16 protein-coding genes are annotated in these 12836 nt (G+C 72.0%); all 16 read left to right on the plus strand.

Annotated elements, in window-relative coordinates; all coding sequences use genetic code 11:
• Positions 1-12 precede the first annotated feature (12 nt).
• The 16 genes from ffh to AB0I60_RS28530 all read left to right on the plus strand — a co-directional run bounded on the left by ffh (position 13) and on the right by AB0I60_RS28530 (position 12681).
• Positions 13-1563 carry a signal recognition particle protein gene (ffh, locus tag AB0I60_RS28455; protein WP_360734949.1) on the plus strand — a complete coding sequence of 517 codons (1551 nt, stop codon included), beginning with the start codon at positions 13-15 and terminating at the stop codon, positions 1561-1563.
• Positions 1560-2636, plus strand: coding sequence for an amidohydrolase family protein (locus tag AB0I60_RS28460; RefSeq protein WP_360734952.1), 1077 nt, complete (start codon positions 1560-1562; stop codon positions 2634-2636). Before ffh ends, AB0I60_RS28460 begins: the two co-directional genes overlap by 4 nt.
• A 92-nt stretch (positions 2637-2728) precedes the next feature.
• Positions 2729-3439, plus strand: coding sequence for a CPBP family intramembrane glutamic endopeptidase (locus AB0I60_RS28465; protein ID WP_360734954.1), 711 nt, complete (start codon positions 2729-2731; stop codon positions 3437-3439).
• A gap of 14 nt (positions 3440-3453) precedes the next feature.
• Positions 3454-4230, plus strand: coding sequence for a type II CAAX endopeptidase family protein (locus tag AB0I60_RS28470; protein WP_360734956.1), 777 nt, complete (start codon positions 3454-3456; stop codon positions 4228-4230).
• Positions 4227-4982, plus strand: coding sequence for a 5-oxoprolinase subunit PxpA (locus AB0I60_RS28475; RefSeq protein WP_360734958.1), 756 nt, complete (start codon positions 4227-4229; stop codon positions 4980-4982). The genes AB0I60_RS28470 and AB0I60_RS28475 overlap by 4 nt, the downstream gene beginning before the upstream one ends.
• A gap of 151 nt (positions 4983-5133) precedes the next feature.
• Complete coding sequence (rpsP, locus tag AB0I60_RS28480; protein ID WP_360734960.1) at positions 5134-5562, plus strand: 30S ribosomal protein S16; 429 nt, start codon at positions 5134-5136, stop codon at positions 5560-5562.
• Complete coding sequence (locus AB0I60_RS28485; protein WP_015104447.1) at positions 5559-5798, plus strand: RNA-binding protein; 240 nt, start codon at positions 5559-5561, stop codon at positions 5796-5798. Before rpsP ends, AB0I60_RS28485 begins: the two co-directional genes overlap by 4 nt.
• A gap of 8 nt (positions 5799-5806) precedes the next feature.
• Positions 5807-6325 (plus strand): ribosome maturation factor RimM, encoded by a 519-nt coding sequence (rimM, locus tag AB0I60_RS28490; protein WP_360734962.1) that lies wholly within the window; start codon positions 5807-5809, stop codon positions 6323-6325.
• Positions 6315-7055, plus strand: a complete 741-nt coding sequence (gene trmD, locus AB0I60_RS28495; protein WP_360734964.1) for a tRNA (guanosine(37)-N1)-methyltransferase TrmD — start codon at positions 6315-6317, stop codon at positions 7053-7055. The genes rimM and trmD overlap by 11 nt, the downstream gene beginning before the upstream one ends.
• 187 nt (positions 7056-7242) lie before the next feature.
• Positions 7243-7602, plus strand: coding sequence for a 50S ribosomal protein L19 (gene rplS, locus AB0I60_RS28500; protein ID WP_360734967.1), 360 nt, complete (start codon positions 7243-7245; stop codon positions 7600-7602).
• A 35-nt stretch (positions 7603-7637) separates the two neighbouring features.
• Positions 7638-8552, plus strand: coding sequence for a signal peptidase I (gene lepB, locus AB0I60_RS28505; RefSeq protein WP_360734969.1), 915 nt, complete (start codon positions 7638-7640; stop codon positions 8550-8552).
• A 4-nt stretch (positions 8553-8556) separates the two neighbouring features.
• Positions 8557-9465, plus strand: coding sequence for a signal peptidase I (gene lepB / locus AB0I60_RS28510; protein WP_360734971.1), 909 nt, complete (start codon positions 8557-8559; stop codon positions 9463-9465).
• A 12-nt stretch (positions 9466-9477) separates the two neighbouring features.
• Positions 9478-10269, plus strand: coding sequence for a ribonuclease HII (locus AB0I60_RS28515; RefSeq protein WP_360735035.1), 792 nt, complete (start codon positions 9478-9480; stop codon positions 10267-10269).
• Positions 10269-10592: a DUF2469 domain-containing protein gene (locus tag AB0I60_RS28520; RefSeq protein ID WP_015104440.1), complete on the plus strand. Its 324-nt coding sequence runs from the start codon at positions 10269-10271 to the stop codon at positions 10590-10592. The genes AB0I60_RS28515 and AB0I60_RS28520 overlap by 1 nt, the downstream gene beginning before the upstream one ends.
• A gap of 213 nt (positions 10593-10805) precedes the next feature.
• Complete coding sequence (locus AB0I60_RS28525; protein ID WP_360734973.1) at positions 10806-11162, plus strand: YraN family protein; 357 nt, start codon at positions 10806-10808, stop codon at positions 11160-11162.
• Position 11163: 1 nt separating this feature from the next.
• Positions 11164-12681 carry a YifB family Mg chelatase-like AAA ATPase gene (locus AB0I60_RS28530; RefSeq protein ID WP_360734975.1) on the plus strand — a complete coding sequence of 506 codons (1518 nt, stop codon included), beginning with the start codon at positions 11164-11166 and terminating at the stop codon, positions 12679-12681.
• Positions 12682-12836: the final 155 nt, after the last annotated feature.

Below are 12836 nucleotides of genomic sequence, written 5' to 3' on the forward strand. Positions count from 1 at the left end.
TCTGGCGGCATCGTGTTCAACACCCTTTCCGACCGGCTCACCTCGGTCCTGCAGAACCTGCGGGGCAAGGGCCGGCTGTCCGAGGCCGACATCGACGCCACCGCACGCGAGATCCGGGTGGCGCTGCTGGAGGCCGACGTCGCGCTGCCCGTCGTCCGGACGTTCATCGCCTCGATCAAGGAACGCGCCAAGGGCGCCGAGGTCTCGCAGGCCCTCAACCCGGCCCAGCAGGTCGTCAAGATCGTCAACGAGGAGCTCGTCGGCATCCTCGGCGGCGAGACCCGCCGGCTGAACCTGGCCAAGAACCCGCCCACGGTGATCATGCTCGCCGGCCTCCAGGGCGCGGGCAAGACGACCCTCGCGGGCAAGCTCGCCAAGTGGCTGCGCGGCCAGGGGCACACGCCGGTGCTGGTGGCGTGCGACCTCCAGCGCCCGAACGCGGTCACCCAGCTCCAGGTCGTCGGCGAGCGGGCCGGCGTGCCGGTGTTCGCCCCCGAGCCCGGCAACGGCGTGGGCGACCCGGTCGACGTGGCCCGGCGCGGCATCGAGGAGGCCCGGCGGGCGCAGCACGACGTGGTCGTGGTCGACACCGCCGGCCGGCTGGGCGTCGACGAGGAGATGATGCGCCAGGCGGTCGACATCCGCGCCGCCGTGCAGCCCGACGAGGTGCTGTTCGTGGTCGACGCGATGATCGGCCAGGACGCGGTGAACACGGCGACCGCGTTCCGCGACGGCGTCGGCTTCACCGGTGTCGTGCTGACCAAGCTCGACGGCGACGCCCGGGGCGGCGCCGCGCTGTCGGTGCGCGAGGTGACCGGCCAGCCGATCCTGTTCGCGTCCAACGGCGAGAAGCTGGAGGACTTCGACGTCTTCCACCCCGACCGGATGGCGTCGCGCATCCTCGGCATGGGCGACATGCTCACCCTGATCGAGCAGGCGGAGCAGGCGTTCGACGCGGAGCAGGCCGAGGCCGCCGCCGTGAAGATGGGGTCCGGCCAGCTCACGCTGGAGGACTTCCTGGAGCAGATGCTCACCCTGCGCAAGATGGGCCCGATCGCGAACCTGCTCGGGATGCTGCCCGGCGCGGGCCAGATGAAGGACCAGCTGGCGAACCTGGACGAGAAGCACCTCGACCGGGTGCAGGCGATCATCCGGGGCATGACGCCCGCCGAGCGGGACGACCCGAAGATCATCAACGCGTCCCGCCGGCTGCGCATCGCCAACGGCTCGGGCGTCCGGGTCAGCGAGGTCAACGACCTGGTCAACCGCTTCTTCGAAGCGCGCAAGATGATGTCGCAGATGGCCGGCCGGTTCGGCCTGCCCGGTGCCCGCACCAACGGCAAGAAGGGCAAGGGCAAGAAGGGGAAGAAGGGCAAGGGCGGTCGTGGTCCCACGCCGCCGAAGATCAGGGGCGGCTTCCCCGGCATGGTGCCGGGCGCGATGCCGCCCGGGATGCCGCCGGGGATGCCGGGCGGGATGCCCGAGCTGCCGCCGGGCATGGGCGGGCTGGACCAGCTTCCGCCGGGGTTCGACCCGTCGAAGCTGAAGTTCCCGAAGAAGTGACCGGGCTGCACCTGCGCGGCGTCGTCCTGCCCGACGGCGGCGACCCGCGCGACCTGTGGGTGGTCAACGGGCGCATCCGCACGCAGCCGGTGCCGGGCGCCCGGACCGTCGTGGACGGCGGCTACCTGGTGCCCGGCCTGGTCGACGCGCACTGCCACGTCGGCCTGGGGCCGCAGGGCGTGGTGGACCTGCCCGAGGCCGTGGAACAGGCGCTGCTGGACCGCGAGGCGGGCACGCTGCTGATCCGCGACTGCGGCTCGCCGCTGGACACCCGCCCGCTGCAGGAGCGCCTGGACCTGCCCCGGATCATCCGCGCGGGCAGGCACATCGCCCGGCCCCGCCGCTACATCAAGTACCTGGGCGTCGAGATCGAGGACGAGCAGGAGCTGCCGGCCGCCGTGGCGGAGCAGGTCGCGCAGGGCGACGGCTGGGTGAAGCTGGTCGGCGACTGGATCGACCGGGCGACCGGCGACCTGGCCCCGCTGTGGTCCGACGACGTGCTGGCCCGCGCCGTCGAGGTGGCGCACGGGGCCGGCGCGCGGGTCACCGCGCACGTGTTCGGCGAGGACGCCCTGCCGGGGCTGCTGGCCGCCGGCATCGACTGCGTCGAGCACGGCACGGGCCTGACCGACGACACGATCGCCACCATGGCCGCCGCCGGCACCGCCCTGGTCCCGACGCTGATCAACATCGAGAACTTCCCGGACATCGCCGCGTCCGGCGCCGAGAAGTTCCCCGCCTACGCGGCCCACATGCGCGCCCTCCACGCGCGCAACAAGGCGACCATCGCGTCGGCGGTCGAGGCCGGCGTCCCGGTCTACGCGGGCACGGACGCCGGTGGCGGCATCAAGCACGGCCGGATCGTGGACGAGGTGCAGGCGCTGCACGGCGTCGGCCTGTCCCGGCACGACGCGCTGGCCGCCGCCTCCTGGGCCGCGCGCGAGTGGCTGGGCTTCCCGTCCCTGGTGGAGGGTGCGGCGGCGGACGTCGTCGTCTACCGGGAGGACCCGCGCGAGGACCTCGGCGCGTTGCGGCACCCGGCCCTGGTGATGCTGCGCGGACGGATCCACTGACCGGCCCCTCCCGTTCGGGCGCGCGTCCGTCAGAGTGATCTTGAGCCGCCCTGGGCAGTGCCGGTGCCGGTCGTGCCGCTACGTTCGGACGAGTGGAGGAACAGCGGGACATCGGGCGGGCGCAGTGGGGCTTCCTCGCCTTCTTCGTGGGCTTGGCCGGGTACCACCTGTCCACGCTGGTCTTCACGGCGGTCACGGCCGACCGGTTCGCCGAGGTCGACATCACCGACCCGCCCGTGCTCGGGCCGCTGCTCCTGCTGCTGTTCCTGCCCAACGTCCTGCTGGGACTCGGGCCCGTGGTCTTCTCCTGGTGGCGCGGCGACGGCCCCGCCCGTGACTTCGGGATCGTGCCGCGCGCGCACGACGTGAAGGTCGGCCTGCTGTGCGGCGGCGCGTCGCTGCTGGCCGCGTGGGTGCTCGGTGTGCTGCTGCTGCGCATCTACCGCGACACCGGCTCGTCGTTGGACCAGATCGAGTCGTTGTCCGGCGGCCGGTCCGTGTGGCTGGCGCTGGCCGCGCTGTTCGTGTTCATCGGCGCACCGCTGACCGAGGAACTGCTCACCCGTGGTGCGCTGTGGAACGCGTTGGAGCACTACAAGGTCCCGAAGATCGCCATCCTCGGCCTCACGGCGCTGATCTTCGCGTTCCTGCACGAGGAGTCGTGGCGGACGATCAGCCTGTTCGCCCAGGGGCTCGCCATCGGCGCGGCCCGCATGATCACCGGGCGCGTCTCGGCGAGCGTCGTCGCCCATGCCGCCAACAACCTGCTCCCCGCCGTCTACCTGTACGTAGGCGCCTCCTGATTAGGGTGTTTGCTGTGAACCCACCGGATGATCCCCCGACAGGTCTCATCGCCGGAGTCCGCGCGGTCGGCCGCGAGCCCTCGCCCGAACGGGCCGGGCAGCGCTGGGGTTTTGGCGCGTTCCTGCTGGTCGAAGCGGTGTTCATCCTGTCGGCCGTGTTCATCACGGCGGTCGCGTCCACGAACGGCACCGACCTGTTCGGCTCGGTCGCGTTCATCCTGATCGGCTCGATGGTGCCCACCGTGCTGGCCGCCGCCGTGGCCGTGGTGATCACCCGGCTGCGCGGCAACGGGCCGCTGGTCGACCTGCGGCTGTCGTGGAACTGGGCCGACGTCAAGATCGGGCTGAAGCTCGGCCTGCTCGGCATGGTGCTGACCTACCTGGCCGCGCTCATCTGGTCCCGGATCGTCGGCAGCGACAACGCCACCTCGGCGATCGGCGAGCTGGTGGACGGCGCGGCGCTGCCGCTGGGCGCGGCCGTCGCCATGTTCCTCTACGTGTGCTTCCTCGGCCCGATCTGCGAGGAGCTGATCTACCGGGGCCTGCTGTGGGGCGCGATCGAGCGCCAGGGCTGGAGCCAGTGGGCGGCGTTCGTGCTGACCACGCTGATCTTCGCGGCCAGCCACCTGGAGCCGCTGCGCACGTCGCTGCTCATCGTGGTCGCGCTGCCGATCGGCATCGCCCGGCTGATCACCCGCCGGCTCACCGCCAGCGTGGTGGCGCACGTGGTGAACAACTTCCTGCCCGGTCTCACGCTGCTGCTGGTCTCGTTGGGGGCGATGCCGGGATGACGGACCTCAACAGCGACCTCGGCGAGGGTTTCGGGATCTGGCGGTTGGGTGACGACGACGCCCTGCTGGACGTGGTGACCAGCGCGAACGTCGCGTGCGGCTTCCACGCGGGCGACCCGTCGACCATGCGCCGGGTGTGCGCGCGGGCCGCTGAGCGCGGCGTGGCGGTGGGCGCGCAGGTGTCGTACCGGGACCTCGCGGGCTTCGGCCGCCGGTTCATCGACGCCGACCCGACCGAACTCGCCGACGAAGTGCTCTACCAGATCGGCGCTCTTGAGGCGTGTGCGCGCGCTGCGGGCACGAAGGTGTCCTACGTGAAGCCGCACGGCGCGCTGTACAACGCGACCGTGCACCACGACAGGCAGGCCGAAGCCGTGATCAGCGGTGTGAAGGCGTTCGGTGACCTGCCCGTGCTGGGGCTGCCTAGTTCACGCCTGCTGCACCACGCGTCACGCGCGGGGCTGCGTCCGGTGCGTGAGGCGTTCGCCGACCGCGCTTACACGCCGGAGGGGACGTTGGTGCCGCGTTCGCAGCCCGGTGCCGTGCTCACCGACACGCGGGCGGTGCTCGACCAGGTGCTCAGGCTCGCTCAACGCGGTGAACTGGTCGCCATTTCGGGTGAGACCCTCGCCACCGAGGTGGACTCCATCTGCCTGCACGGGGACACTCCGGGTGCCGTAGAGCACGCCCGAGCGGTGCGGGAAGCGCTGACCGAGGCGGGCGTTGCCGTGGGCCGATTCGTGGTCGGGTAGAGCTGTCTGGCAGAATGGCCTGTTGTTCGCCGCGGTCGGTCCCTCTCACCGTGCCATGGCGCCCAGACCTTTGGGCCTTCCCGCTCGTGCCCCACGCGGGCGAGGAGTGCCCGCACCTGAGCAAACGAGAGCCTGAGGAGTACCCACACCCGTGGCCGTCAAGATCAAGCTTCAGCGGCTTGGCAAGATCCGTCAGCCGTACTACCGCATCGTCGTCGCCGACGCGCGCACCCGCCGCAACGGCAAGGCCATCGAGACGATCGGCAAGTACCACCCGAAGGAGGAGCCGTCGTTCATCGCGGTGGACTCCGACCGGGCGCAGTACTGGCTGGGCGTCGGCGCGCAGCCGACCGAGTCCGTGCAGCGGATCCTGGAGATCACCGGTGACTGGCAGAAGTTCAAGGGCCTGCCGGGCACCGAGGGCACGCTGAAGGTCAAGGAGCCGAAGCCGAGCAAGGCGGACCTGTTCGCCGCCGCGCTCGCCGCCGCCGGCGACGCGCCGACGACCGAGGCCACCACGCCGAAGAAGAAGTCCGCCAAGAAGGCCGACGAGGCCGAGGCACCCAAGGACGAGGCGTGAGCCTGCTGGCCGACGCACTCGAACACCTCGTTCGGGGCATCGTCGACCACCCGGACGACGTCCGGGTGAACCTCGTCACGACCCGGCGCGGTCGCACGCTGGAGGTCCACGTCCACCCGGACGACCTCGGCAAGGTGATCGGGCGCAGCGGTCGCACCGCGACGGCCCTGCGCACCGTGATGGCCGGGATCGGCGGGCGTGGCGTGCGCGTCGACGTGGTCGACACCGACCGCTGAGCACGCGCATGGACGTCGTCGTCGGCCGTGTGGCCAAGGCGCACGGGATCACCGGCGAACTCGCCGTGGACGTGCGCACCGATTCGCCCGAACTGCGGTTCGCGCGCGCCTCGGCGCTGGTCGCCAAGCTGCGCGACGGCACGTCCCGCACCCTCACCGTCGCAGCCGCCCGGAACCACTCCGGGCGGCTGCTGGTGCGTTTCGAGGAGGTCCTGACCAGGGACGTCGCCGAGACGCTTCGCGGGACGCTGCTGTTCGCCAGCACGGACGACCTGCCGCCGACCGGTGACCCGGACGAGTTCTACGACCACGAGCTGGAAGGGCTGCGGGCCGAGCTGCTCGACGGCAGCGAGGTCGGCCGGGTGCGCGAGGTCGTGCACGGTCCGGGCGGCGAGCTGCTGGTGGTCGACCGCGCGGGCGGCGGTGAGCTGCTGGTGCCGTTCGTGCGCCAGATCGTGCCCACCGTCGACGTGCGCGGTGGGCGCGTGGTGCTCGACCCGCCCGAGGGCCTGCTCGATGCGGATTGACGTCGTCACGATCTTCCCGGAGTACCTGGAGCCGCTGCGCGCCGCGCTGCTCGGGAAGGCCGTCGACAAGGGCCTGATCAGCATCGGCGTGCACGACCTGCGGAACTGGACGCACGACGTGCACAAGGCCGTGGACGACAGCCCTTACGGCGGTGGTCCCGGCATGGTGATGAAGCCGCAGGTGTGGGGCGCGGCGCTGGACGAGGTGTGCGCGGGCGACCCGCCGCCGAGGCTGGTCGTGCCCACGCCGGCCGGGCGGCCGTTCACCCAGGAGTTGGCCCACGAGTACGCCGCCGAACCCCGGCTGGTGTTCGCGTGCGGCCGGTACGAGGGCATCGACCAGCGGGTGGTGGACGACGCGTCCCGGCGGATGCGCGTGGACGAGGTCTCCATCGGCGACTACGTGCTGGTCGGCGGCGAGGTCGCGGTGCTGGTCGTGGTCGAGGCCGTGGTCCGGCTGCTGCCCGGCGTGCTGGGCAACCCGGCGTCGGCCGCGCAGGACTCGTTCTCCGACGGCCTGCTGGAGGGCCCCTCCTACACCCGACCCGAGGTGTGGCGCGAGCTGGCCGTGCCGGACGTGCTGCGCTCGGGCAACCACCGGGCGATCGACCGCTGGCGGCGCGACGAGTCGCTGCGCCGCACGTGGGAGCGCCGGCCCGAGCTGATCGACGCCCTGCCCGAGGGCGCGCTGGACAAGCACGACCGGAAGCTGCTGGACGAGCTGCGGTAACCCCGATTTCGCCGCGACCCGCCCCATCTGGCACACTGGACAGGTTGCTGCACCCGGTCAGCCGGGGTGCGCCGCAAAGCCCGCCCCCACGCGGATGTGTGAAACCTTGGCAAGGCCACGAGCGACCTTGGCAAGAACGCGCCCCGGGGGAGTACGCATTACACGTGAGGACGAGGACGGACCACCGATGAACACCCTGGACGCTCTTGACGCCCAGTCGCTGCGCTCCGACATCCCGAGCTTCCGGCCGGGCGACACGCTGAAGGTCCACGTCCGCGTCATCGAGGGCTCCCGCGAGCGGGTCCAGGTGTTCCAGGGCGTCGTGATCCGCCGCCAGAACGGCGGGATCCGCGAGACCTTCACCGTCCGCAAGGTCTCGTTCGGCGTCGGCGTCGAGCGCACCTTCCCGGTGCACTCCCCGAACATCGCCGAGATCGAGGTCGCCACCCGTGGCGACGTGCGCCGCGCGAAGCTCTACTACCTGCGCGACCTGCGCGGCAAGGCCGCCAAGATCAAGGAGAAGCGGGACGCCAAGCCGGCCTCCTGACGCCGGGTTCACGCCCGACCAGTAGCCTGCCCCACGTGGCAGAACCCGCGCACAGCTCCGCCGACGAACACGGTCGGGAACCCGATGCCGAGTCCACTCCGGACTCGGCATCGGCCGGTAAGGGCAAGAAAAAGAAGAAGGCGCCGCTCTGGCGCGAGCTCCTCGTGCTGCTCGGCACGGCGCTCGTGCTCACCGTCCTGATCCAGACGTTCATCGCGCGCGTGTACGTGATCCCGTCGGCGTCGATGGAGCAGACGCTGCACGGCTGCACGTCCCCCTGCTTCGGCGACCGGGTGCTCGTGGACAAGCTGGTCTACGACTTCACCGACATCGAGCCGGGGGACGTCGTCGTCTTCCGGGGGCCGCCCGCGTGGACCGCGAACGACTTCCAGTCGACCCGCTCGGACAACCCGGTGGTGCGGGTCTTCCAGTCCGGCCTGTCGCTGATCGGCCTCGCGCCGCCGGACGAGCGCGACTTCGTCAAGCGCGTGATCGCGGTGGGCGGCCAGACCGTCGAGTGCTGCGACGAGCAGCACCGGGTCAAGGTCGACGGCAAGCCGCTCGACGAGCCGTACGTCTACTGGCAGCCCGGCACCAGCCCGGCCGACAACCGCCCGTTCGAGCCGGTCAAGGTGCCCGACGGCACCCTGTGGGTGATGGGCGACAACCGGATGAACTCCACCGACTCGCGCTACCAGGGCGACGGCGGGCCGTCCGGCGCGGTGCCCGAGTCGGACGTGATCGGCAAGGCGCGGGCCATCGTGCTGCCGCCGTCGCGGTGGAGCGGCATCGGCGACCACGACCCGCAGGCGGTGGCGCTGGGCGCCCCGGCGTGGCAGTCCGGCATCCCGGCGGGCGTCGGCCTGGCCGCCGCGTGGCCGGTGCTCTTCCTGGGGCGGCGGCTCCGGGGCAGGCTGACCAGGGCTTCACAGAGCGGATCGGTACGCTGACAGCGTGGTAGACGTCGCACCTTCCCGGGGTTCGTCCGACGAGGAACCCGAGCACTCCTCCTCCGACGAGGAGAAGATCGAGGAGTTCCGGAGCCGCTCGCGGAAGAAGAAGCGGAAGGGCTCGTTCTGGCGCGAGCTGCCGATCCTGCTGGTGGTCGCGGTGGGCCTGGCGTTCCTGATCCAGACGTTCCTGGCGCGGGTCTACATGATCCCGTCCGAGTCGATGGAGCAGACGCTGCACGGCTGCACCTCGCCGTGCTTCGGCGACCGGGTGCTGGTCGACAAGCTCACCTACGACTTCACCGACCCGGAGCCGGGCGACGTGATCGTCTTCCACGGCCCCGACACCTGGATCAACAACGACTTCGCGCCGGCCGAGCCGGCGAACCCGGTGGTCGGGTTCTTCCAGGGCCTGGGCTCGCTGGTCGGGATACCGACGGCGAGCAAGGAGGACTTCGTCAAGCGGATCATCGCGGTCGGCGGCCAGACCGTGAAGTGCTGCGACGAGAAGAACCGGTTCCTGGTCGACGGCAAGCCGCTGGACGAGCCGTACGTGTACTGGGAACCGGGGCGCGGCACCTTCCAGGACTCCTACGACGAGCTGAAGATCCCGGACGGCTACCTGTTCGTGATGGGCGACAACCGCAACGACTCGTGCGACTCGCGCTGCCAGGGCGACAAGCGGCTCGGCGGGCTGGTGCCGGTCGACAAGGTGGTCGGCAAGGCGCGGCTGATCGTGCTGCCGCCGGGGCGCTGGGGTGGCGTGTCCGCGCAGAACCCGCAGGTCGTGGCGCTGGGTGCCCCCGTGTGGCAGGACGCCGTGCCGGCCGGCGTGGGTCTGGTGGCGGCGTGGCCCGTGCTGCTGGTCGGCCGGCGGTTGAGGGCCCGGCTCCGGCGCTCGCGGCTGGGATAGGGTCGGGTGGTGATCCGCAAGCCGCCCCGTGCGCAGGTCCGGCAGACCGCGGGCATCTGGGCGTTCCAGGCCGCGCTCGACCGGCGCGGCCTCGGCCCGGTCGCCGGGGTGGACGAGGCCGGGCGCGGTGCCTGCGCGGGTCCGCTGGTCGTGGCGTCCTGCGTGCTCAAGCCGGGTGACGCCGCCAAGTTCGAGGGCCTGACCGATTCCAAGCTGCTCACCGCCGCCGCGCGAGACCGGATGTTCGACGTGGTGGTCAAGCGCGCGGTGGACTACGCGGTGATCGTGGTCCCGGCGTGGGAAGTTGACCTGATCGGGGTACACGTGGCGAATATCGAGGGAATGCGGCGGGCGGTCGCCCAGTTGACCGCGCACCCCGGCTACGTGCTGACCGACGGGTTCCCGGTGCCGGGGCTGACCGCGCCGAACATGCCGGTGGTCAAGGGCGACCGGGTGGCGGCGTGCGTGGCCGCCGCGTCCGTGCTGGCCAAGGTCACCCGGGACCGGATCATGACCGGGATGCACGGCGACCTGCCGGCCTACGGTTTCGACGTGCACAAGGGCTACTGCACCGCCGAGCACACCGCCGCCCTGCTGGAGCACGGGCCGAGCGCGGAGCACCGCTGGTCGTATGCGAACGTGGCGTCGGCGGCGGCCCGGCACGGGTTGACCGCGCCGCACCGAGTGGCGCGTGACGTGCTTTCCGCCACCGTGGTCCAGAATGGAACCTCGCCGCGGACCAGCGGTGGCAGGCTCGTGACGAGGAGGAGCGCGGATTCGATGAGCACCCGCGCGGAGGCGTAATGAGTGCAGAGGATCTCGAGAAGTACGAGACCGAGATGGAGTTGTCGCTGTACAAGGAGTACCGCGACATCGTCAGCCAGTTCTCGTTCGTCGTGGAGACCGAGCGGCGGTTCTACCTGGCCAACTCGGTGGACGTGCAGGTCCGCAACGCGGACGGCGAGGTCTACTTCGAGGTGCGGATGTCCGACGCGTGGGTCTGGGACATGTACCGGCCCGCCCGGTTCGTGAAGAACGTCCGGGTCATCACGTTCAAGGACGTGAACGTCGAAGAGCTGGACAAACCCGACCTGCGGCTCCCCGAGGACGGCCCGTTCAACTCCTGATCGCCAGAAGTCGCCGGGGGCTCATCCACCAGGATGGGCCCCTAATCGGCTTTTCGGGCCGTTATCGCAGGTAGGTGTGGTTGCCGGCGGCCGGCTGGGCACTTGTCCACAGCCCCGGGACTCCATCCACAGATCGCGGGTCCGTACTGGCACCGCAAGATCCGCTTCGGCACAGTCGACCAGGACATCGACTGATCCGAACGGAGCAACACCATGCCGGACACCCGGGAGCTGGGCCGCCTGGGCGAGCAGGTGGCGTGCCGCTACCTGCGCCAGGAGGAGCGCCTGGACCTGCTCGCCCGCAACTGGCGGTGCCCCGAGGGCGAGCTCGACATCGTGGCCACCGACCGGGAGCGGCTGGTGGTGTGCGAGGTGAAGTGCCGGTCGGGCACCGGCCGGGACGGTCCGCTGGAGGCCGTCACCCCGGCCAAGCTCGACCGGGTCCGGAGCCTGGGCCTGCGCTGGCGCGAGGTGCACGGCCTGCGCGGCCTGGCCGTCCGCTGCGACCTGGTCGGCATCCTGTGGCCGAGGTCGGGGCCCATCCGGCTGCACCACGTGCGGGGTGCCTGAGATGGCCCTGGCGAGCGCCTGGTGCGTCGCGCTGTTCGGCGTGGACGGCGTGCCGGTGGAGATCGAGGCGGACGTGGGCGCGGGCTCGGTCCGCACCCAGCTGCTCGGGCTGCCGGACGCGGCCCTGCACGAGTCCAAGGACCGGGTGAAGGCCGCCGTCCGCAACAGCGCCCACGCCTGGCCCACCCAACGGGTGACGCTGGGCCTGTCCCCGGCGACCCTGCCGAAGGGCGGCTCGGGCTACGACCTGGCGCTGGCGTGCGTGGTGCTGGCGGCGTCCGGGGCCGTCCCGGGTGACCGGCTGCACGGCACCGTGCTGCTGGGCGAGCTGGCGCTCGACGGCCGCGTCCGCACCGTGCGCGGCGTGCTGCCCGCCCTGCTGGCCGCCCGGCGTGCCGGGTTGACCAGGGCGGTCGTGCCGACCGCGTCCCTGCCGGAGGCGGCCCTGGTCGCCGGCCTGGAGGTGCGCGGCACCGGGACGCTGGCCGACGTGATCGACTGGCTGAACGGGTCGGACGGGTCCCTGACCCCGCCGGCCACCCCCGCGCAGCCGCCGCCCGCCCCGCCCGGCAAGGACCTGGCCGACGTGGTCGGCCAGCCGGAGGCGCGCTGGGCGCTGGAGGTGGCGGCGGCCGGCGGGCACCACGTCCTGCTGACCGGCCCGCCGGGCACCGGCAAGACGATGCTGGCCGAGCGCCTGGTCAGCCTCCTCCCGCCGCTGTCCGCCGACGAGGCGATCGGCGTCACCGCGATTCACTCGATCGCGGGACTGCTCACCCCGGAGGCGCCGCTGGTGGCGACGCCGCCGTTCGTCTCGCTGCACCCGTCGACGTCGACGGCGGCGCTGGTGGGCGGTGGATCGGGCCTGGCCAAGCCGGGTGCGGTGAGCCGGGCGCACCGGGGCGTGCTGTTCATCGACGAGGCGTGCGAGTTCGGCGCGCGCAGCCTGGACGCGCTGCGGACGTGCCTGGAGGACGGCGAGGTCCGCATCGCCCGCCGGGACGGCGTGGCCCGGTACCCGGCCGCCTTCCAGTTGGTGCTGGCGGCCAACCCGTGCCCGTGCGCGCCGCCCAAGGACCTGGACTGCATCTGCCCGCCGGCAGCCAAGCGCCGGTACCGCAGCAAGCTCTCGGGTCCCCTGCTGGACCGCGTCGACCTGAGGGTGACCATGCGCCCGTTGACGGTGATGCTCGGCCCCGAGGTGGGCACGCCGGAGCCGACCGCCGTGGTCCGGGAGCGGGTGCACCGGGCGCGGGCCCGCGCCACGACCCGCTGGTCCCCGCACGGGTGGCGGACCAACGCCGAGGTCCCGGGCACGGCGCTGCGCAGGGAGTTCCGCCTGCCCGGCAGCTCCACCGCGCTACTGGACCGGGCCCTGGCCCTGGGCGCGCTCACCGGCCGGGGCGCGGACCGCTGCCTGCGCGTGGCCTGGACGCTGGCGGACCTGGCCGAGACCGACGAACCCACGGCCGACCACGTGGCGGCGGCCCTGGAGTTCCGCGAGAGGAGAAGGCCGTGACCCCACCACCCCGGGTCTCCCGCCTGGCACCACGGAGGTTCCCGTTCGTCACACCACCGGAACCCCCGCCCCCGTCCCCGGCCGGTCGAAGGCGAAGACCCACCCTCCGCCGCCTGGCCACCCGCGGAAGCGCGAAGCGCTGGACCCTCGGCTGG

Origin of the sequence: Actinosynnema sp. NPDC050436 (genome assembly GCF_040655415.1) — a bacterium.
Lineage (GTDB): Bacteria > Actinomycetota > Actinomycetes > Mycobacteriales > Pseudonocardiaceae > Actinosynnema.